At 60.9% G+C, this 19,471-nt stretch carries 20 protein-coding genes; all 20 read left to right on the top strand.

Translation table 11 applies throughout. From position 1 onward, the window contains the following. Positions 1-8 precede the first annotated feature (8 nt). Positions 9-314, top strand: coding sequence for an STAS domain-containing protein (locus E4P01_RS04355; protein WP_032880063.1), 306 nt, complete (start codon positions 9-11; stop codon positions 312-314). Next, entirely contained in the window at positions 311-2,029 is a 1,719-nt protein-coding gene (locus E4P01_RS04350; protein WP_248129903.1) for a fused response regulator/phosphatase, read from the top strand. Before E4P01_RS04355 ends, E4P01_RS04350 begins: the two co-directional genes overlap by 4 nt. Before the next feature lie 30 nt (positions 2,030-2,059). Then, entirely contained in the window at positions 2,060-2,416 is a 357-nt protein-coding gene (locus E4P01_RS04345; protein WP_078821970.1) for an Hpt domain-containing protein, read from the top strand. A 69-nt stretch (positions 2,417-2,485) separates the two neighbouring features. Further along, positions 2,486-3,784 carry a flagellar hook-length control protein FliK gene (locus tag E4P01_RS04340; RefSeq protein WP_216091907.1) on the top strand — a complete coding sequence of 433 codons (1,299 nt, stop codon included), beginning with the start codon at positions 2,486-2,488 and terminating at the stop codon, positions 3,782-3,784. A gap of 210 nt (positions 3,785-3,994) precedes the next feature. Continuing rightward, positions 3,995-4,498 (top strand): flagellar basal body-associated protein FliL, encoded by a 504-nt coding sequence (fliL, locus tag E4P01_RS04335; protein WP_005790069.1) that lies wholly within the window; start codon positions 3,995-3,997, stop codon positions 4,496-4,498. 9 nt (positions 4,499-4,507) lie between these two features. Beyond that, positions 4,508-5,476 (top strand): flagellar motor switch protein FliM, encoded by a 969-nt coding sequence (fliM, locus tag E4P01_RS04330; RefSeq protein ID WP_005790068.1) that lies wholly within the window; start codon positions 4,508-4,510, stop codon positions 5,474-5,476. Positions 5,477-5,519: 43 nt separating this feature from the next. Beyond that, positions 5,520-5,987 (top strand): flagellar motor switch protein FliN, encoded by a 468-nt coding sequence (fliN, locus tag E4P01_RS04325; protein ID WP_005790067.1) that lies wholly within the window; start codon positions 5,520-5,522, stop codon positions 5,985-5,987. Between the two features lies 1 nt (position 5,988). After that, a complete protein-coding gene (gene fliO, locus E4P01_RS04320) occupies positions 5,989-6,423 on the top strand; it encodes a flagellar biosynthetic protein FliO (protein ID WP_148852731.1) in 435 nt (144 codons plus the stop codon). Continuing rightward, positions 6,423-7,166 carry a flagellar type III secretion system pore protein FliP gene (fliP, locus tag E4P01_RS04315; protein WP_005790064.1) on the top strand — a complete coding sequence of 248 codons (744 nt, stop codon included), beginning with the start codon at positions 6,423-6,425 and terminating at the stop codon, positions 7,164-7,166. The genes fliO and fliP overlap by 1 nt, the downstream gene beginning before the upstream one ends. A 4-nt stretch (positions 7,167-7,170) precedes the next feature. Continuing rightward, positions 7,171-7,440 (top strand): flagellar biosynthesis protein FliQ, encoded by a 270-nt coding sequence (fliQ, locus tag E4P01_RS04310; RefSeq protein ID WP_003192936.1) that lies wholly within the window; start codon positions 7,171-7,173, stop codon positions 7,438-7,440. Positions 7,441-7,444: 4 nt separating this feature from the next. After that, positions 7,445-8,230, top strand: a complete 786-nt coding sequence (gene fliR, locus E4P01_RS04305) for a flagellar biosynthetic protein FliR (protein WP_005790062.1) — start codon at positions 7,445-7,447, stop codon at positions 8,228-8,230. Between the two features lie 3 nt (positions 8,231-8,233). Further along, a complete protein-coding gene (gene flhB / locus E4P01_RS04300) occupies positions 8,234-9,370 on the top strand; it encodes a flagellar biosynthesis protein FlhB (RefSeq protein WP_005790061.1) in 1,137 nt (378 codons plus the stop codon). A 662-nt stretch (positions 9,371-10,032) separates the two neighbouring features. After that, on the top strand, positions 10,033-10,236 hold the full coding sequence (locus E4P01_RS04295; protein WP_216091906.1) for a cold-shock protein: 204 nt from the start codon (positions 10,033-10,035) through the stop codon (positions 10,234-10,236). A gap of 545 nt (positions 10,237-10,781) precedes the next feature. Further along, positions 10,782-12,896: a flagellar biosynthesis protein FlhA gene (gene flhA / locus E4P01_RS04290; RefSeq protein WP_248129912.1), complete on the top strand. Its 2,115-nt coding sequence runs from the start codon at positions 10,782-10,784 to the stop codon at positions 12,894-12,896. Positions 12,897-12,907: 11 nt separating this feature from the next. Beyond that, the gene (flhF, locus tag E4P01_RS04285) at positions 12,908-14,224 is read left to right on the top strand and encodes a flagellar biosynthesis protein FlhF (protein WP_005790047.1); all 1,317 of its coding nucleotides are present in this window, start codon (positions 12,908-12,910) and stop codon (positions 14,222-14,224) included. Positions 14,225-14,329: 105 nt separating this feature from the next. Next, complete coding sequence (gene fleN, locus E4P01_RS04280) at positions 14,330-15,163, top strand: flagellar synthesis regulator FleN (protein WP_003192912.1); 834 nt, start codon at positions 14,330-14,332, stop codon at positions 15,161-15,163. After that, positions 15,160-15,900, top strand: a complete 741-nt coding sequence (gene fliA / locus E4P01_RS04275) for an RNA polymerase sigma factor FliA (RefSeq protein WP_005790042.1) — start codon at positions 15,160-15,162, stop codon at positions 15,898-15,900. Before fleN ends, fliA begins: the two co-directional genes overlap by 4 nt. Positions 15,901-16,067: 167 nt before the next feature. Next, positions 16,068-16,442, top strand: coding sequence for a chemotaxis response regulator CheY (locus tag E4P01_RS04270; protein ID WP_005790040.1), 375 nt, complete (start codon positions 16,068-16,070; stop codon positions 16,440-16,442). An 18-nt stretch (positions 16,443-16,460) separates the two neighbouring features. After that, positions 16,461-17,249 carry a protein phosphatase CheZ gene (locus E4P01_RS04265; protein WP_032880071.1) on the top strand — a complete coding sequence of 263 codons (789 nt, stop codon included), beginning with the start codon at positions 16,461-16,463 and terminating at the stop codon, positions 17,247-17,249. 11 nt (positions 17,250-17,260) lie between these two features. Next, positions 17,261-19,438, top strand: coding sequence for a chemotaxis protein CheA (locus tag E4P01_RS04260; protein WP_216091905.1), 2,178 nt, complete (start codon positions 17,261-17,263; stop codon positions 19,436-19,438). The last annotated feature ends 33 nt before the right edge of the window (positions 19,439-19,471 follow it).

The following is a 19,471-nucleotide window of genomic DNA, read 5'->3' as shown; positions in this document are numbered from 1 at the left end:
GCAGTCACATGTCAATCGAGTCCGATGTATCCCTGGATGGGAAGAAGTTGACGATCGCAATCAAGGGCCGGTTCGATTTCGGCAGCCACCAAGACTTTCGCAATGTCTACGAGCATGTTTACCCCAAGCCGGAGACTGTTGTGGTGGACTTGAGGGGGACCACCTACATGGACAGTTCGGCCCTGGGCATGCTCTTGTTGCTGCGTGACCACACGGGTGGCGATACGTCCGATATTCGCGTGGTTAATAGCAACCCCGACGTGCGCAAAATCCTCGCCATCTCCAACTTCGACAAACTGTTCGATATCAGTTGAGCGCCTTGGCCCCGGTCCTTGAGGCGCTGACTATCCTGATCGCCGAAGACAGTGCCGCCGATCGGCTGTTGCTGTCGACCATCATCCGTCGCCAGGGCCATCAGGTGCTGACTGCCAGCAACGGTGCCGAGGCGGTGGAGATCTTCCGTCATGAGGGCCCGCAACTGGTGCTGATGGATGCGCTGATGCCGGTGATGGACGGCTTTGAAGCCGCCCGGCAGATCAAGCAGTTGGCGGGGGAGGCGCTGGTGCCGATCATCTTCCTCACCTCCCTGCGCGAAAGCGAAGCGCTGGCCCAATGCCTGGACGCCGGCGGCGACGACTTCTTGCCCAAACCTTACAACCCCCTGATATTGGCGGCGAAGATCAACGCCATGGATCGCCTGCGCCGCCTGCAGGCCACGGTCTTGCAACAACGCGACCTGATCGCCAGGCACCACGAGCACCTGATGCATGAGCAGCGGGCAGCCAAGGCGGTGTTCGACAAGGTTGCCCACTCCGGCTGTATCAATGCCGCACCCAATATCCGCTACCTGCAATCGCCCTATGCCTTGTTCAACGGTGATTTGCTGCTGGCGGCCTACACGCCGTCCGGTGACATGCACGTGCTGCTCGGCGATTTCACCGGCCATGGCTTGCCGGCCGCCATTGGCGTCATGCCGTTGGCCGAAGTGTTCTACGGCATGACTGCCAAGGGCTACGGCCTTACGCAGACCTTGCGGGAGATGAACGCCAAGCTCAAGCGCATCCTGCCGGTGGACATGTTCTGTTGCGCCACCTTGTTGTGCCTGAGCGCCCAGCGGCGTGCGGTCGAGGTGTGGAACGGCGGTATGCCCGAAGGCTATGTGCATGAAGTCGCCACTGGCAAGCGCACGCCGCTGATGTCGCGGCATCTGCCCCTGGGCGTGCTGTCGGCGGAAAGCTTTGATGACAGCACCGAGGTCTGGCCCATGGCCTTGGGCGACCGGGTGTTTCTGCTCTCCGATGGCGTGCTGGATACGGCTGACGCTAATGATCAACTGTTCGGCGCCGAGCGGTTGCAACAGGTGTTCGCTGCCAACCGCGAGCCTGACCGCCTGTTTGAGGATATCGAGCACGCCCTGGCTACGTTTCGGGGGCTGGCGCGCGATGACGTCAGCATGGTCGAGATCACTTTGCTCTCCGGCCAGGCGCTGCGAGTGGCCGAGCCGATGTATGCCGACAGCGGCCAGTCGTGCCCGCTGGATTGGTCGGTGGGTTTCGAGTTTCGCGCCCAGACGCTGCAGCGCTACAACCCGCTGCCGTACCTGCTGCAACTGCTGCTGGAGATCCATGGGTTGCGCGAGCAGAGCGGCGCGCTGTACAGCGTGATGGCGGAGTTGTATTCCAATGCCCTGGAACATGGTGTGCTGGGCCTGGACTCACGGCTCAAGCGCGATGCGCAAGGTTTTGCGCAGTATTATCATCAGCGCAATGAGCGTCTGGCGCAGCTGAGCAGTGGCTACGTGCGCGTGGATGTGCAGGTGGTACCGACCGACAAGGGCGGCAAGATGACCCTGTGCATCGAAGACAGCGGGCCGGGTTTTGATGTCGAACAGGAGCTGGCGCGGCCCTTGGAAATTGACCGTCTGTCTGGCCGAGGGCTGAACCTGGTGCGTCAACTGAGCAGCGCTGTACGCTGGTCCGAGGGCGGGCGCCGTGTCTGCGTGGAGTTTTGCTGGGAAGCTCTGGCATAATCCGCTGATTCTTGATCAAGGAGCGAGCAAGTGGCTGAGATTCATCTGGACCCCGACGTGTTGTCGGGTTTGCAGGACGTCATGGAGGGTGAGTATCCCAAACTGCTCGACACCTTCCTCGATGACTCGCAAAAACGCATCGAAGCGCTGCGCGACGCGCGCGACGATGCCAAGGCATTGGGACGGATTGCGCACAGTTTCAAGGGCAGCAGTGGCAACCTTGGGGCGGTGCGGCTGGCGCAGTTGTGTCAGCGGCTGGAGGCTGAGTCCGTCAAGCCATCATCGGATCTGGGTGAATTGGTTGACCAGATCGATCATGAGTTCGCGTTTGTCCGGCCGCTGTATGAGTCGGAGCGCCAACGTTCAGTTTCTGAATCATCGCGCTAAACCTGGCCCGAGTCTTGCTCTATCTCCACAGACTGCATCCCCGACCCCATGCAGTGGAGAGCCTTACCCATGCCAGTCGCCCCCAATTCGCTCCTTCAGGCTGCCCCTGCGGCCAAGCCGTCAGCGCCTGCCGCTAACCCGCCGGTAGCGGTTGCGGCCCCGCGAGACAAGGGCGCAGGCTTTGCTCAAGTGTTTGCCAACCAGGGCTCCAAGCCGACGCTGAAGGGCGACGACACCCCCAATAAAGTCACGCGTGACAAGCCTTCCGATACCGGCGCCAAACCGGCTGCCGGCAGCGACAAGCCTGCCGCCAGCACGCCGGCGGTTGCCGATAGCGGCAATCCCTTGCCTGCCAAACCGTCGGCCAAGCCCGATGACAGCGCCGGCACCGAGGGCGATGAACCCAGCGATCCAGTTCTGGCGCAGTCACCTGCGGTAGACCCTGTTGTCGACCCTGCGGTAATCGCCGCCGCGACGCCGGTGGCGGTGCCTGTACAAGTGTCGGCGGTTGACGAGGACGCCAAGGCCCAGCCGGTGGTCGCTGTGGTCGAGGAGGCCTTCGACCCGCAGGCTGATCCCCTGGATGCGATGCCGGCCGTACGCCTGGCGATGGAGCAGGGCGGTCATGTGTCGGCCAGCAGCCAGACGCCGCAGAAAAGCGCAGCCGCCCCTACGGATCAACCGACCGCCGCGCAGAGCTTTGCCGCTGGCCTGGCCACGATGGTCGACCAGCAAGCCACCAAGGACAGCACCGACCAGGGTGGCGACAAGGCGTTTGGCGCGTTGATCGATGACGGCCTCAAGGACCTCAAGAACGCCAGCAGCGACACCCGCGTGGACGATTTCGCCAACCGCCTCGCCGCGCTGACCCAGGCCGCCACGCCCAAAACCGCCAACGCCTTGCCGCCGGTTGCCAATGCACCGCTGGCCATGCACCAGAGCGGCTGGACCGAAGAGGTCGTCAACCGCGTGATGTTCCTCTCCAGCGCCAACCTCAAGTCTGCCGAGATCCAGTTGCAGCCGGCTGAGCTGGGACGTCTGGATATCAAGGTCAACATGACGGCGGACCAGCAGGCCCAGGTCAATTTCATGAGCGGCCATGCGGTGGTGCGTGAAGCGCTGGAAAGCCAGTCTGGCCGCTTGCGTGAGATGTTTGCCCAGCAGGGGATGGGGCAGGTGGATGTGAATGTGTCCGACCAGTCCCGTGGGCAGGACCAGCAGCAACAGCAGGGCCAGGCGCGGGGGGTGAGCGGCAGCGGCAGGCGTGCTGACAGCGGCGACGCTGGTGGCCCTGTGGACGTGGCCGAAGTGGCGGGGCCCGTGAGCCAGAGCGTGATCGGCTCCAGCGCGGTCGACTACTACGCCTGACTTCCTGTCCAAACCCGGTCAGTGTGGGAGCTGGCTTGCCTGCGATGGCGGTGTATCAGTGACACATATGTGAACTGACCCACCGCCATCGCAGGCAAGCCAGCTCCCACATTTGATTTGGGTTGCCTTCGCGCCAGACAACTCTGGCATAACACTTGCTCTTGCCTTCCCGTAGATCTATGAATTCCCGAATAGTGACGGATTATTGGCATGGCGAAGAGCGACGACGCAGCAACTCCCCCCGCAGCAGGCAAAGGCAAGCTCAAGCTGATCCTGTTGATTGTGCTGGGCCTGCTTTTGGCTATCGGTGCCTCGATTGGCGGCACCTGGTACATCATGCACAGCAGTGCAAGCAAGCCGGCACCCGCCGCCGATGCCGCCACCAACGTCAAGCAACCGGCAATCTTCGAGCAGATGCTCCCGGCGTTTGTTGCCAATTACAACGTCAACGGTCGCCAGCGCTACCTGCAAGTGAGCATTACCTTGCTGGCGCGCAACCAGGCGGACCTGGATGCCCTCAAGGTGCATATGCCGGTGATCCGCAACAACCTGGTGATGCTGTTCTCCGGGCAGGCCTTCGACAGCCTGGCCACCCCGGTCGGCCAGGAAATGCTACGCCAGAAGGTCACTGCCAGCGTGCAGGAAGTGGCCCAGAAAGAACTCGGCAAAGTCGTGGTCGAGCAGGCGCTCTTCACTAACTTCGTATTGCAGTAGGATCACGACATGGCCGTGCAAGACCTGCTGTCCCAGGATGAAATCGACGCGCTGTTGCACGGCGTGGACGATGGTCTGGTACAGACCGAAATGGCTGCCGAACCCGGCAGCGTCAAAAGTTATGACCTGACCAGCCAGGATCGCATCGTCCGTGGACGTATGCCGACCCTGGAAATGATCAATGAACGTTTCGCCCGCTACACCCGTATCAGCATGTTCAACATGCTGCGCCGTTCGGCGGACGTGGCGGTGGGCGGCGTGCAGGTGATGAAGTTCGGTGAATACGTGCACTCGCTGTACGTGCCCACCAGCCTCAACCTGGTCAAGATCAAGCCGCTGCGCGGCACCGCGCTGTTCATCCTCGACGCCAAACTGGTGTTCAAGCTGGTGGACAACTTCTTCGGCGGCGACGGCCGTCACGCCAAGATCGAAGGGCGTGAATTCACCCCCACCGAACTGCGTGTCGTGCGCATGGTGCTGGAGCAAGCCTTCATCGACTTGAAGGAAGCCTGGCAGGCGATCATGGAAGTCAATTTCGAGTACATCAATTCGGAAGTGAACCCGGCCATGGCCAACATCGTCGGCCCCAGCGAGGCGATTGTGGTGTCGACCTTCCACATCGAGCTCGATGGCGGTGGCGGTGACCTGCACGTGACCATGCCGTACTCGATGATCGAGCCGGTGCGCGAAATGCTCGACGCCGGTTTCCAGTCCGACCTCGACGATCAGGACGAGCGCTGGGTCAAGGCCCTGCGCGAAGACCTGCTGGATGTCGACGTGCCCCTGAGCGCCACCGTGGCCCGTCGGCAGTTGCGCCTGCGCGATATTTTGCACATGCAGCCCGGGGATGTGATCCCTGTCGACCTGCCGGAAGAACTGATCATGCGCGCCAATGGCGTGCCGTCGTTCAAGGTCAAGCTCGGTTCCCACAAAGGCAACCTGGCGTTGCAAGTGGTTGAGCCGATCAACCGACGCTGATTCAACCCTAATTCATGATTGTTTGCTGCGCCGAGGACATGTAATGGCTACCGAACACGAAAACACTTCCGCCGAAGACCAGGCCCTGGCTGACGAGTGGGCCGCGGCCTTGGAAGAAACCGGCGATGTTGGCCAGGACGACATCGACGCACTGCTGGCCGCCGACGCCGCCACTGCGCCTGCCGGCAAGCGCCTGCCGATGGAAGAATTTGGCAGCGTGCCGAAGAACAACGAGCCGGTGACCCTCGACGGTCCGAACCTGGATGTGATTCTTGACATCCCCGTGTCGATTTCCATGGAAGTGGGCAGCACCGAAATCAATATCCGCAACTTGCTGCAACTCAACCAAGGCTCGGTGATCGAGTTGGACCGCCTGGCCGGTGAGCCACTGGACGTGCTGGTCAACGGCACGCTGATCGCCCACGGCGAAGTGGTGGTGGTCAATGAGAAGTTCGGCATCCGCCTGACGGACGTGATCAGCCCGAGCGAACGCATCAAGAAGTTGCGCTGAGATGAAGTACTCGATGGCGGGACTGTTGCTGGCGCTGCCATTGAGCGCCCGGGCGGTGGAGCCGGTCGCGCAAGCGGCTGCGGCACCGGTGGTCGGCAGCGTCGGCGGGCAATTGACGCAGCTGGTGCTGGGCCTGTTGCTGGTGATCGGCTTGATCTTTGTGCTGGCCTGGCTGATGCGCCGCGTACAGCGCATCGGCCCGGGCAATGGCCAGGTGATCGAGCTGGTCGGTTCGCGCGCCCTCGGCCCGCGTGATCGGCTGGTGCTGGTGCAAGTCGGCGAGGAGCAGATCCTGCTTGGCATCACCCCCGGACGCATCACCCCGCTGCATGTACTCAAGACTCCGGTGGACGCGGCCAAGACCGAGACCGCCACGCCAGAATTCGCCCAGCGCCTGATGGAGTTGCTGGGCAAGGATCAGAAGGATAAGAAGTAATGCGCGTTTTGCTGACGCTCATGCTGTTGCTGGCCGCGCCGCTGGCCCTGGGCGCCGACCCGTTGTCGATCCCGGCGATCACCCTGGGCACCAACGCGGCCGGCGCGCAGGAATATTCGGTCAGTTTGCAGATCCTGCTGATCATGACCGCGCTGAGTTTTATCCCGGCCTTCGTGATGTTGATGACCAGCTTCACGCGGATCATCATCGTGTTCTCGATCCTGCGCCAGGCCCTGGGCCTGCAGCAGACGCCGTCGAACCAGATCCTCACCGGCATGGCCTTGTTCCTGACGCTGTTCATCATGGCGCCGGTGTTCGACAAGGTGAACCAGCAAGCCCTGCAACCTTACCTCGCGGAAAAGCTCAACGCCCAGGACGCCATCGACAAAGCCCAGGGCCCGATCAAGGACTTCATGTTGTCGCAAACCCGCTCCAGCGACCTTGAACTGTTCATGCGCCTGTCCAAGCGTACCGACATCGCCACTCCGGACCAGGCACCCTTGACCATTCTGGTGCCGGCGTTCGTCACCTCCGAATTGAAGACCGCGTTCCAGATCGGCTTCATGATCTTTATCCCGTTTTTGATCATCGACCTGGTGGTGGCGAGCGTGCTGATGGCCATGGGTATGATGATGCTGTCGCCGTTGATCATCTCGTTGCCGTTCAAGATCATGCTGTTTGTGCTGGTGGACGGCTGGGCGCTGATTATTGGCACCCTGGCCGGCAGTTTCGGAGGGGTATAGGGCCATGACCCCAGAAGTCGCCGTCGACCTGTTCCGCGAAGCACTGTGGCTGACCACCCTGATGGTCGCCGTGCTGGTGGTGCCGAGCCTGTTGGTCGGCCTGCTGGTGGCGATGTTCCAGGCGGCCACCCAGATCAACGAACAAACCCTGAGCTTTCTGCCGCGCCTGTTGGTGATGCTGGTGACCCTTATCGTCGCCGGCCCGTGGCTGGTGCAAACCTTCATGGAATACATCCTGCAGTTGTACGGCAGTATTCCGCAGTTGATTGGCTGAGCCGATGCAGTCCTTGCTGGCGTTGACCGACACTCAGATCAGCACCTGGGTGGCCTCGTTCATCCTGCCGTTGTTCCGCGTCACGGCGATGTTGATGGCCATGCCGGTGTTCGGCACCACCCTGGTTCCGCGTCGCGTGCGTTTGTACTTTGCCGTGGCGATCACCGTGGTGATCGTGCCGGGCCTGCCGCCGATGCCGCCGGTCAACGCGCTGGACCTCAGCGCCTTGCTGTTGATCGCCGAACAGATCCTGATCGGCGCCATGCTGGGGTTTTCCCTGACCTTGTTTTTCCAAGCCTTTGTGGTGGCCGGGCAAATCATCTCGATCCAGATGGGCATGGGTTTCGCCTCCATGGTCGACCCCACCAACGGCGTGTCGGCGGCAGTGATCGGGCAATTTCTGACCATGCTGGTGACCTTGCTGTTCTTGGCCATGAACGGACACCTGGTGGCGTTCGAGGTGCTGACCGAGAGTTTCACCACCTTGCCGGTGGGCGCAGGCTTGGTGGTCAACCACTTCTGGGAACTGGTGGGGCGCCTCGGTTGGGTACTCGGCGCGGCGCTGTTGCTGGTGTTGCCGGCGATCACGGCGCTGCTGGTGGTCAATATCGCGTTTGGCGTGATGACCCGTGCGGCGCCGCAACTGAACATCTTCTCGATTGGTTTCCCGCTGACCCTGGTGTTGGGCATGGGGATTTTCTGGGTCGGCCTGGCCGACATTCTCAATCAGTATCAACCGCTGGCCACCGACGCCCTGCAGTTCTTACGTGATCTGGCACGGGCGCGCTGAGCCATGGCCGAGAGCGAGAGTGGTCAGGACAAAACAGAAGACCCCACGGAGAAACGTAAAAAGGACTCCAGGGAAAAGGGCGAGATCGCGCGCTCCAAAGAGCTCAACACCTTTGCCACCATGATCGCCGGTGCCGGTGCCTTGCTGATCTACGGCGGGGGCCTGGCGCTGGATTTGCTGGAGATGATGAAACACAACTTCAGCTTGCCCCGCGAAGTGTTGCTCAACCCCGACGCCATGGGCCAGTACCTGCTGCACTCAGGCAAAATCGCCCTATTGGCGGTGCAACCGATCTTGATCACCTTGCTGCTCGCCGCGCTGATCGGCCCCGTTGCCCTCGGCGGCTGGTTGTTTGCCGCGGGCAGCATGGCGCCCAAGTTCAGCCGCATGAACCCGGGCGCGGGGCTCAAGCGCATGTTCTCCGCCAAGGCCTTGATTGAATTGCTCAAGGCCCTGGCCAAGTTTTTCCTGATTCTGTTCGTGGCGTTGGCGGTGTTGTCGTCCGACATCGACGACTTGTTGCGTATCGCCCATGAGCCGCTGGAGTCGGCGATCATCCACAGCGTGCAGGTGGTGGGCTGGAGCGCGCTGTGGATGGCCCTCGGGCTGATCCTGATTGCGGCCGTGGATGCGCCGATCCAGCTGTGGGAAAGCCACAAGAAACTGCTGATGACCAAGCAGGAAGTGCGTGACGAACACAAGGACCAGGAAGGCCGGCCCGAGGTCAAGCAACGCATTCGCCAACTGCAGCGCGAAATGTCCCAGCGCAAGATGATGGCTTCGGTACCCGACGCTGACGTGATCATCACCAACCCGACCCACTACGCCGTAGCGCTCAAGTACGACCCGGAGAAGGGTGGCGCACCGATGCTGTTGGCCAAGGGCAGCGACTTCACCGCCCTGAAAATCCGCGAAATCGCCGTGGCCAACGACATTCTGCTGCTGGAATCGCCGGCGCTGGCGCGCTCGATTTTCTATTCCACCGACCTCGACCAGGAAATCCCCGCCGGGTTGTACCTGGCCGTTGCCCAGGTACTGGCCTACGTTTACCAGATCCGCCAATACCGCGCCGGCAAGGGCAAGCGGCCTGATCCGCTCAAGGATTTGCCGATACCGCCGGATTTGCGTCGCGACACCTGATTCTTCTCTGACCTGTCAACTTTGACAGTAGCCATTACGCCGCCTTCACTGTTTGATACAGCGATGAGGCGCGCAGCCATGCGCGGCTCGGGAGGCGGTGATGGATAGGGGCACGGTCAGGTGGTTCGATGCGGTCAAGGGCATTGGTTTTATTGCTCGGGATCGCGATGGCAATGCGGTTGCCGTCCAATCGACGAATGTCAAATGCGCCGAACCCCCGCAAGCGCCTGCCAAGCAGCGCAAACCCCGCAAACGCAAAAAGTCAGGGGATGCATGATCCGCAACATTGCCATACCTACACTCACTGGAAGCCCGCGGCTACCTGTCAACTTTGACAGTAGCCAAAGGGCGCTGCCCGCTGTTTTATTACCCTCCATGCACTGCGCGTATGTAGTAAACGAGATGCAGGGAGAGCGGTTGTGAAGGTGGTTACGGGTACGGTCAGGTATTACGTTTGGCTCAGAGGCGATTGGTTGATCAAGCCCGATGGCGGGGGAGAGGATGTGTTTATCAATGGCAGAGACTGGCGTTGCACCGCGCTGTGGTTTGGCAAGCGCATGGAGTTCCAAATGGTCCATCGACCCGAGGGTATTTATGCGTTGCCCATTAAACGGTGCAACCCAGGTGAGCCGGGTCTCAAGTGAAGGGTAGGGAGTATGGCAATGGCAACTGGCACGGTGAAGTGGTTTAACGCGGAGAAGGGGTTTGGTTTTATTACTCCGGATGATGGGACTCCCGATGTGTTTGCCCATTACTCGGCAATCCAGTCGCAGGGGCACAAAACCCTGGCGGAAAACCAAAAAGTAGAATTTGAAATCACGCAAGGACCAAAATGCCCACAGGCTGAGAACGTGCGGCCAGTTTAAAAACTGAATCACAGGTGGGACCTGGCTTGCCTGCGATGGCTGACTCACAGCCAATATCCCAGTGGCTGACACACCGCAATCGCAGGCAAGCCAGCTCCCACCCTTGTCCGTATTATCCGCTGCTTGCTTTGCCCGCCATTGTGGCGCCAAGGTGCAGGCGATCAGCCAGTAATTGCGCCAGTTCGATCAACTGCGCAACACCAGTGGTGTACGGAGACTAGAGAGCCGGTTTCCTAGGGGTAACCCCAAATCCTTGTCAGAAATTTCCTCGATAGCCCCGGCTGTACACAGATCAAATGTGGGAGGGGGCTTGCTCCCGATAGCGGTGAATCAGCCAAACATCAGTGCCTGACACTCAGCAATCGGGAGCAAGCCCCCTCCCACATTTGGATTGATTTACACCCGGTGGCCCGGGGTGTTTGTGAGGTTCTCCGGGCCCAAAAGCAAAGTTGGAAGGCTTCTTGCAACCCCGCCTCCAAGTCGCCTTCCAGCGTCAAAACTTTGCTTCAAGGACCCGAGGAATACCGGTGGTAGATCGCTCTCAAATGCTCAACACGGCCCGTGGCACCCTGACTGACCTGTCGCGGGGCAATCTGGGTGTGCCGTTGTTGTTGCTGGTGATGCTGGCAATGATGATGTTGCCGATGCCGCCGTTCCTGCTCGATGTGTTCTTCACCTTCAACATTGCCCTGTCTGTCGTCGTGCTGCTGGTCTGCGTGTACGCGCTGCGGCCGCTGGATTTCGCGGTATTCCCGACCATTCTGCTGGTGGCGACCCTGCTGCGCCTGGCGCTGAACGTGGCGTCCACGCGGGTGGTGATGCTTCACGGCCAGGACGGCCATGCCGCTGCCGGTAAGGTGATCCAGGCGTTCGGCGAGGTGGTGATCGGCGGCAACTACGTGGTCGGTATCGTCGTGTTCGCGATCCTGATGATCATCAACTTCGTGGTGGTAACCAAGGGCGCCGGGCGGATTTCCGAGGTGAGCGCGCGGTTTACCCTCGACGCCATGCCCGGCAAACAGATGGCCATCGACGCCGACCTCAACGCCGGCCTGATCGACCAGAACCAGGCCAAGTCGCGCCGGGCGGAAGTCGCCCAGGAAGCCGAGTTCTACGGCTCCATGGACGGCGCCAGCAAATTTGTGCGCGGCGACGCCATCGCCGGCCTGCTGATTCTGTTTATCAACCTGATCGGCGGCATGGCCGTCGGTATCTTCCAGCACGGCATGACCTTCGGTGATGCGGGCAAGATGTACGCCTTGCTGACCATCGGTGACGGTTTAGTGGCGCAATTGCCATCACTGTTGTTATCGACAGCCGCGGCGATCATGGTTACCCGCGCTTCGGGCTCCGAAGACATGGGCAAGCAGATCAGCCGCCAGATGTTCGCCTCGCCCAAGGCACTGGCCGTGGCGGCGGGCATCATGGCGATCATGGGCATCGTGCCGGGTATGCCCCACTTCTCGTTCCTGAGCATGGCGGCCCTGGCCGGCGGCGCAGCTTACCTGTTCTGGAAAAAGCAGAACGCGGTCAAGGTCCAGGCCCAGCAAGAGATTGCCCGCCAGCAGGATCTGCTGCCATCCCCGGCCCGCGCCCAGGAAACCAAGGAGCTGGGCTGGGACGATGTGACCCCGATCGACATGATCGGCCTGGAGGTCGGCTACCGCCTGATCCCGCTGGTGGACCGCAACCAGGGCGGGCAATTGCTGGCGCGGATCAAGGGCGTGCGCAAGAAGCTGTCCCAGGACCTGGGCTTCTTGATGCCCACCGTGCATATCCGCGACAACCTCGACCTGGCCCCCAGTGCCTACCGCCTGACCCTGATGGGCGTGATCCTGGCCGAAGCCGAGATCTACCCGGATCGCGAGCTGGCGATCAACCCCGGGCAGGTGTTCGGCACGCTCAACGGCATTACCGCCAAAGATCCGGCTTTTGGCCTGGAAGCGGTGTGGATCGAAGTCAGCCAGCGCAGTCAGGCTCAATCGCTGGGTTACACCGTGGTGGATGCCAGCACCGTAGTTGCCACGCACCTCAACCAGATTCTCTACAAGCACTCCCACGAGCTGATCGGTCATGAGGAAGTCCAGCAATTGATGGGCTTGCTGGCCAAATCCTCACCGAAACTGGCCGAAGAGCTGGTGCCGGGTGTCCTGACACTGTCGCAGTTGCTCAAGGTGCTGCAAGCGCTGTTGGCCGAGCAGGTGCCGGTACGTGACATTCGCAGCATTGCCGAGGCCATCGCCAACAATGCCGCCAAGAGTCAAGATACTGCCGCTCTGGTGGCGGCGGTGCGCGTCGGATTGTCCCGTGCAATCGTGCAAAGCATTGTAGGCATTGAGTCCGAGCTGCCTGTGATCACCCTGGAACCCAGGTTGGAACAAATATTGCTCAATAGTATTCAGAAGGCAGGGCAAGGCCAGGAAGAGGGCGTTTTGCTGGAGCCGAGCATGGCTGAAAAGCTGCAGCGTTCGTTGATCGACGCCGCACAGCGCCAGGAAATGCAAGGCAACCCGGTGATCCTGCTGGTGGCCGGCCCGGTTCGGGCGATGTTGTCGCGGTTTGGACGCCTGGCTGTACCGAATTTGCACGTGTTGGCTTACCAGGAAATTCCTGACAATAAGCAAGTGACTATCGTCGCGACAGTTGGGCCCAATGGCTGAGGTAGTGGGTTATGCAAGTTAAGCGTTTTTTCGCCGCCGATATGCGTCAGGCCATGAAACTGGTCCGTGATGAGCTGGGCGCCGATGCCGCGATTATCGGTAACCGTCGGATTGCCGGCGGTGTCGAGCTGACGGCTGCCCTGGATTACACCCCCCAGGCGCTGGCCCCGCGCGTGCCGAACATGGAACTCGAAGACGAGCTGCGCAAGACCGCCTCGCGCATTGTGTCGGCCCAGGCTGAACTGAGTATGCGTGGCGACAGCGATGCCAGCACCAATCGTCAATTGTTCGCCGGCCTGCCGTTGACCGCCGCCGAGCCGCTGGTAGAGCCGACATTTGTCGAACCGCCGCGTCCAGCCGCGCCCGCCCCGGCTGCTGCTGTCGACCAGCGTGTGTTCGATTCGATGCGCTTTGAACTCAATGGCCTGCGTGAACTGCTGGAAGTGCAGCTGGGCTCGTTGGCCTGGACGCAACTGCAAGGCAGCAAGCCCCAGCAAGCCAACCTGTGGCGCCGCCTGCAACGCATCGGCTTGTCCGGCCCTTTGTCCCGCGACCTGCTGGCCTTGACCGCCGAAGTCGAAGAGCCGCGTCAGGCCTGGCGCATGTTGCTGGCGCACTTGGCGCGCATGATCGCCACCCCGGAAATCGAACCCCTGGAAGAGGGCGGTGTGATTGCCATGGTCGGCCCCGCCGGCATGGGCAAGACCACCACCCTGGCCAAGCTGGCCGCACGCTACGTACTCAAGTACGGCGCACAGAATATCGCCCTGGTGAGCATGGACAGCTACCGCATCGGCGCCCAGGAGCAGCTCAAGACCCTGGGCCGCATCCTCAATGTGCCGGTGACGCACGTCGATCCGGGCCAGTCCCTGGCCAATGCCCTCGACCCGTTGCTGCGCAAGCGCGTGGTGCTGATCGATACCGCCGGCCTGCAAGCCAGCGACCCGGCCCTGCGTATGCAGCTCGAAAGCCTGGCCGGGCGTGGCATCAAGTCGAAAAACTACCTGGTGCTTGCAACCACCAGCCAGAAACAGGTTCTTACCGCCGCGTACCATAGTTACAAACGCTGCGGTCTGGCCGGCTGCATCCTCACCAAGCTCGACGAAACCGCGAGCCTGGGCGAAGTGTTGAGCCTGGCCATCAGTCATGAATTACCGGTCGCCTACCTGACCGACGGGCCGCGGATCCCGGATGATCTGCATCTGCCGCGCCGTCATCAGTTGGTCAGCCGTGCCGTCAGTGTGCAAATGCAAGAAGAGCCTAGCGAGGAAGCGATGGCCGATATGTTCGCCGACCTTTACCACCACCCGGCAAAACGGGTCGGTTGAGGCAGGATGAACACCGTGAAATGTACCTACATCGATGGTCTGCAAGCGTTTCAAGCGGCCAAGCCATGTAGCCTGCGTCTAAGCAAGACAAGGTAAAGAAATAAAATGGGCAGCATGCATCCCGTACAGGTGATCGCGGTGACCGGCGGCAAAGGTGGCGTCGGCAAAACTAACGTGTCAGTGAATTTGTCCCTGGCCCTGGCAGAGCTTGGCCGTCGCGTCATGCTGCTGGATGCTGATTTGGGCTTGGCGAACGTGGACGTTCTGCTGGGGCTGACACCCAAACATACCCTTGCCGATGTGATCGAGGGCCGCTGTGAGCTGCGCGATGTGCTGCTCCAGGGGCCCGGTGGCATTCGTATCGTGCCGGCTGCCTCGGGCACCCAGAGCATGGTGCACCTGAGCCCCGCGCAACATGCCGGGCTGATCCAGGCCTTCAGTGATATCGGCGACAACCTCGACGTGCTGGTGATCGACACCGCCGCCGGGATCGGCGAATCGGTGGTCAGCTTTGTGCGCGCCGCGCAGGAGGTGCTGCTGGTGGTGTGCGACGAACCTACTTCCATCACCGACGCCTATGCGCTGATCAAACTGCTTAACCGTGACTACGGCATGAACCGCTTTCGCGTGCTGGCCAACATGGCCCAGAGCCCGCAGGAAGGGCGCAACCTGTTCGCCAAGTTGACCAAGGTCACGGATCGCTTCCTCGATGTGGCTTTACAATACGTCGGCGCAGTTCCCTATGACGAGTGTGTGCGCAAGGCCGTGCAAAAGCAGCGTGCGGTCTACGAAGCGTTCCCTCGTTCGAAATGCGCACTGGCGTTCAAGGCCATTGCCCAGAAGGTCGATACCTGGCCGTTGCCCGCCAATCCGCGTGGGCATCTGGAGTTTTTCGTCGAGCGTTTGGTGCATCAGACGAGTGCGGGACCGGTGCTATGACATCCAGCGGCTACAACCTTTACAAAAAGTCGGCACGTGACAGCCAGGGCGAATTGATCGAGCGCTATGCGCCTCTGGTCAAGCGCATTGCCTATCACCTGTTGGCGCGCCTGCCGGCGAGCGTGCAGGTCGAAGACTTGATCCAGGCCGGCATGATCGGCCTGCTTGAAGTGTCGACCAAATACGACGCGAGCAAGGGTGCGAGTTTCGAGACGTATGCGGGTATCCGTATTCGTGGCGCAATGCTCGACGAGGTGCGTAAAGGCGATTGGGCGCCGCGTTCGGTACACCGCAATACCCGCATGGTCAGTGATGCAATTCGTGCAATTGAAGCAAAAACCGGTCGTGACGCTAAAGATCATGAAGTTGCGGCCGAACTCCAATTGAGTCTCGACGATTACTACGGGATTTTGAACGATACCTTGGGCAGCCGCCTGTTCAGTTTCGACGACCTTTTACAGGACGGCGAACACGAAGGGCTGCACGAGGACGGCGCGAGTGCACATCTTGAACCGTCGCGCGATCTGGAAGATGAACGTTTCCAGAAAGCGTTGGCGGACGCGATTGCCAACTTGCCGGAGCGTGAGCGCCTGGTGCTGGCGCTGTACTACGACGAAGAGCTGAACCTCAAGGAAATCGGTGAGGTCCTGGGGGTCAGCGAGTCGCGTGTCAGCCAATTGCATAGCCAGTGCGCAGCCCGCTTGCGGGGGCGATTGGGAGAGTGGCGCGCGCGCTGACAGGCAGTGTGGGGACACTGCAGACGCTACCGCGAAACCGCAGGGTTTTGCGGGTGAGTACCGTGGTGCCCTGGGCAGTCCTTTTTGTGTAACGCCTGTTGATTGAAATGGCGCGTCCAGGTGCTGGGCGCGTTTAAGACTGCTTGGAGGTCGAATTGGACAAGAACATGAAAATCCTCATCGTTGATGACTTCTCAACGATGCGGCGGATCATTAAAAACCTGTTGCGTGACCTTGGGTTCACCAACACGGTCGAGGCGGATGACGGCATTACGGCGATTCCGATCCTCAACAGTGGCAGCATCGACTTTCTGGTAACCGACTGGAACATGCCGGGTATGACTGGTATCGACCTGCTGCGCCACGTGCGCGCCGATGAAAAGTTGCGCAGCCTGCCTGTGCTGATGGTGACCGCCGAAGCCAAGCGTGAACAGATCATCGAAGCCGCCCAAGCCGGGGTCAACGGTTACGTGGTCAAGCCATTCACGGCGCTGGCCTTGAAAGAGAAGATTGAAAAAATCTTCGAACGCATCGGTCATTGATGTCGCCACGGGGGAGCTATGGAGCATAACGAAACGTCACAGGGCGACTTTGAGTCGACCCTGAAAAAACATGCTCACCAGTTGGTCGACAGCCTGGAAAAAGGCCAGTTCGCCGATGCGGTGCAGTTGATCCATGAGCTTAACCAGACCCGTGACCGCGGCCTGTACCAGGAAGTGGGCAAGCTCACACGCGAGCTGCACAGTGCGATCGTCAATTTCCAGATTGACCCGCGCATGCCCCAGGCCGAAGAAATTTCGCAAATCACCGATGCCACTGAGCGGCTGTCCTACGTGGTCAGGCTGACCGAGGCCGCTGCCAACCGCACCATGGACCTGGTGGAAAACGCCACGCCTCTGGTCAACGGCATGGCCAGCGAAGCCCAGGCCCTGAGCCTTGACTGGGGCCGCTTCATGCGCCGTGAAGTGGGCGCTGAGGAATTTCGTGAGTTGGCGCGTCGGGTCGACGGTTTCCTGTCGCGCAGCGAGCAAGAGAACCGCACAGTGGCCAGCAACCTCAACGACATTCTGCTGGCCCAGGATTACCAGGACCTCACCGGCCAGGTGATCAAGCGCGTGACCCAGTTGGTCACCGAAGTGGAAAGCAACTTGCTCAAATTGGTGCTGATGGCCGGCCAGGTCGACCGTTTTGCCGGCATCGAACACGACCGCGAAGCGATCCTCTCGGAAAAAGATCCACAAAAACATCTCGCCAAGGGTGAAGGTCCGCAGATTCATGCCGATAAACGTGAAGACGTTATGTCAGGTCAGGATGACGTAGATGACCTGTTATCCAGTTTAGGCTTCTAAGGAGCACACCCATGAGCTTCGGCGCCGATGAAGAAATCCTTCAGGATTTCCTTGTAGAGGCCGGCGAAATTCTAGAGCAACTGTCCGAGCAACTGGTCGAGCTGGAAAGCCGACCGGATGATGCGAACCTGCTCAATGCAATTTTTCGCGGTTTTCACACTGTAAAAGGGGGCGCCGGCTTCCTCCAGCTCCATGAACTGGTGGAGTGCTGCCACATCGCCGAGAACGTGTTCGACATCCTGCGCAAGGGTGAGCGTCACGTTGATTCGGAATTGATGGACGTGATTCTCGAAGCACTGGATGCGGTCAACGGCATGTTCAGTCAGGTGCGTGAACGTGCGCCGATCACGGCGGCTACCCCGGAACTGCTGGCCGCCCTGGCGCGCCTGGCTGAACCGGCTGCCGCTGCGCCGGTTGCGCAAGCGGCGCCTGAGCCGGTGGTAGAAGCCGAGCCGGACGTGACCGACAGCGAGTTCGAACAGCTGCTCGACTCGCTCAATGCGGTCAAGGCCGAAGCCGAAGGCCCGGCGGCGCCTGTCGCCACGCCGACCAGCGAAGACATTACCGACGCAGAATTCGAATCCTTGCTCGACCAGTTGCATGGCAAGGGCCAGTTCGCGGCCGATGCCGTGGCCCCTGTGGCGCCGCCGCAAGTGCCGGATGCCAATGCCAGCACCGACATTACCGACGATGAGTTCGAAGCACTGCTCGACCAACTGCATGGCAAAGGCACCTTTGTGGCCGAAGCCCTGCCGGAAGTCGCGGCCACGGCTGCCGCCCCGACCACCAAGGCCGGGCCTGCCGACGACGGGCTGATCTCCGATCACGAGTTCGAAGCCCTGTTGGACGAGCTGCACGGTAAAGGCAAGTTCACCGAAGTGGCCCCGGCTGCCGCCGCAGCGGTCGCCACTGCCGCACCGGCGGCTGCCAAAGCGCCTGCGCCAGTCGCCAAACCGGCACCCGCGCCGGCACCTGCCCGTGCAGCGGCACCGGCCGCGGCGGAAAAGCCCGCCAGTGAAGCCGAAACCACCGTGCGCGTCGATACCGCACGCCTGGACGACATCATGAACATGGTCGGCGAACTGGTGCTGGTGCGTAACCGTCTGGTGCGCCTGGGCCTGAACAGCGGCGACGAAGCCATGCAAAAGGCCGTGTCGAACCTCGATGTGGTCACCGCCGACTTGCAAACCGCCGTGATGAAAACGCGGATGCAGCCGATCAAGAAAGTCTTTGGCCGCTTCCCGCGCCTGGTCCGCGACCTGGCGCGCCAGCTCAAGAAAGAAATCAACCTGGAACTGGTGGGCGAAGAAACCGACCTGGATAAAAACCTGGTCGAGGCCCTCGCCGACCCGCTGGTCCACTTGGTGCGCAACGCGGTCGACCACGGGGTAGAAACCCCGGAAGAACGCGAAGCCGCCGGCAAGTCGCGTAACGGCAAGGTGATCCTGGCTGCAGAGCAAGAGGGCGACCACATCCTGCTGTCGATCACCGATGACGGCAAAGGCATGGACCCGACCATCTTGCGCAATATCGCGGTCAAGCGCGGTGTGATGGACAAGGACGCCGCCGACCGCCTGACCGACACCGAGTGCTACAACCTGATCTTCGCCCCGGGCTTCTCGACCAAGACCGAGATTTCCGACGTGTCCGGCCGTGGCGTCGGCATGGACGTGGTGAAAACCAAGATCAGCCAGCTCAACGGCTCGATCAACATCTACTCGACCAAGGGCCAGGGCTCCAAGATCGTCATCAAGGTGCCGTTGACCCTGGCGATCATGCCGACCCTTATGGTGATGCTGGGCAACCAGGCGTTCGCTTTCCCGCTGGTCAACGTCAACGAAATTTTCCACCTCGACCTGTCGCGCACCAACGTGGTGGACGGCCAGGAAGTGGTGATCGTGCGCGACAAGGCATTGCCATTGTTCTACCTCAAGCGTTGGCTGGTGGCGTCGGCCAAGCATGAAGAGCAGCGTGAAGGCCATGTGGTGATTCTGTCCGTGGGCACCCAGCGCATCGGCTTTGTGGTCGATCAACTGGTGGGCCAGGAAGAAGTGGTGATCAAGCCTTTGGGCAAGATGCTGCAGGGCACCCCGGGCATGTCGGGCGCGACCATTACCGGTGACGGTCGGATCGCGTTGATTCTCGATGTTCCAAGCATGCTCAAGCGTTACGCCGCACGGCGTATTTGATTCTGGTGGGGCAGGGCGGTCATGCCCGCCCCA

The sequence above is a fragment of the Pseudomonas sp. NCIMB 10586 genome, assembly GCF_023127895.1.
Taxonomy (GTDB): Bacteria; Pseudomonadota; Gammaproteobacteria; order Pseudomonadales; family Pseudomonadaceae; genus Aquipseudomonas; species Aquipseudomonas synxantha_A.
This window is presented reverse-complemented; position numbering and strand designations above follow the sequence as displayed.

What these genes read in the sequence shown, in the direction of transcription:
- E4P01_RS04355 (WP_032880063.1), top strand. Translation starts at nt 9, where the DNA reads ATGTCAATCGAGTCCGATGTATCCCTGGATGGGAAGAAGTTGACGATC.
- E4P01_RS04340 (WP_216091907.1), top strand. Translation starts at nt 2,486, where the DNA reads ATGCCAGTCGCCCCCAATTCGCTCCTTCAGGCTGCCCCTGCGGCCAAG.
- fliL (WP_005790069.1), top strand. Translation starts at nt 3,995, where the DNA reads ATGGCGAAGAGCGACGACGCAGCAACTCCCCCCGCAGCAGGCAAAGGC.
- fliM (WP_005790068.1), top strand. Translation starts at nt 4,508, where the DNA reads ATGGCCGTGCAAGACCTGCTGTCCCAGGATGAAATCGACGCGCTGTTG.
- fliN (WP_005790067.1), top strand. Translation starts at nt 5,520, where the DNA reads ATGGCTACCGAACACGAAAACACTTCCGCCGAAGACCAGGCCCTGGCT.
- fliO (WP_148852731.1), top strand. Translation starts at nt 5,989, where the DNA reads ATGAAGTACTCGATGGCGGGACTGTTGCTGGCGCTGCCATTGAGCGCC.
- fliP (WP_005790064.1), top strand. Translation starts at nt 6,423, where the DNA reads ATGCGCGTTTTGCTGACGCTCATGCTGTTGCTGGCCGCGCCGCTGGCC.
- fliQ (WP_003192936.1), top strand. Translation starts at nt 7,171, where the DNA reads ATGACCCCAGAAGTCGCCGTCGACCTGTTCCGCGAAGCACTGTGGCTG.
- fliR (WP_005790062.1), top strand. Translation starts at nt 7,445, where the DNA reads ATGCAGTCCTTGCTGGCGTTGACCGACACTCAGATCAGCACCTGGGTG.
- flhB (WP_005790061.1), top strand. Translation starts at nt 8,234, where the DNA reads ATGGCCGAGAGCGAGAGTGGTCAGGACAAAACAGAAGACCCCACGGAG.
- E4P01_RS04295 (WP_216091906.1), top strand. Translation starts at nt 10,033, where the DNA reads ATGGCAACTGGCACGGTGAAGTGGTTTAACGCGGAGAAGGGGTTTGGT.
- flhA (WP_248129912.1), top strand. Translation starts at nt 10,782, where the DNA reads ATGCTCAACACGGCCCGTGGCACCCTGACTGACCTGTCGCGGGGCAAT.
- flhF (WP_005790047.1), top strand. Translation starts at nt 12,908, where the DNA reads ATGCAAGTTAAGCGTTTTTTCGCCGCCGATATGCGTCAGGCCATGAAA.
- fleN (WP_003192912.1), top strand. Translation starts at nt 14,330, where the DNA reads ATGGGCAGCATGCATCCCGTACAGGTGATCGCGGTGACCGGCGGCAAA.
- fliA (WP_005790042.1), top strand. Translation starts at nt 15,160, where the DNA reads ATGACATCCAGCGGCTACAACCTTTACAAAAAGTCGGCACGTGACAGC.
- E4P01_RS04270 (WP_005790040.1), top strand. Translation starts at nt 16,068, where the DNA reads ATGAAAATCCTCATCGTTGATGACTTCTCAACGATGCGGCGGATCATT.
- E4P01_RS04265 (WP_032880071.1), top strand. Translation starts at nt 16,461, where the DNA reads ATGGAGCATAACGAAACGTCACAGGGCGACTTTGAGTCGACCCTGAAA.
- E4P01_RS04260 (WP_216091905.1), top strand. Translation starts at nt 17,261, where the DNA reads ATGAGCTTCGGCGCCGATGAAGAAATCCTTCAGGATTTCCTTGTAGAG.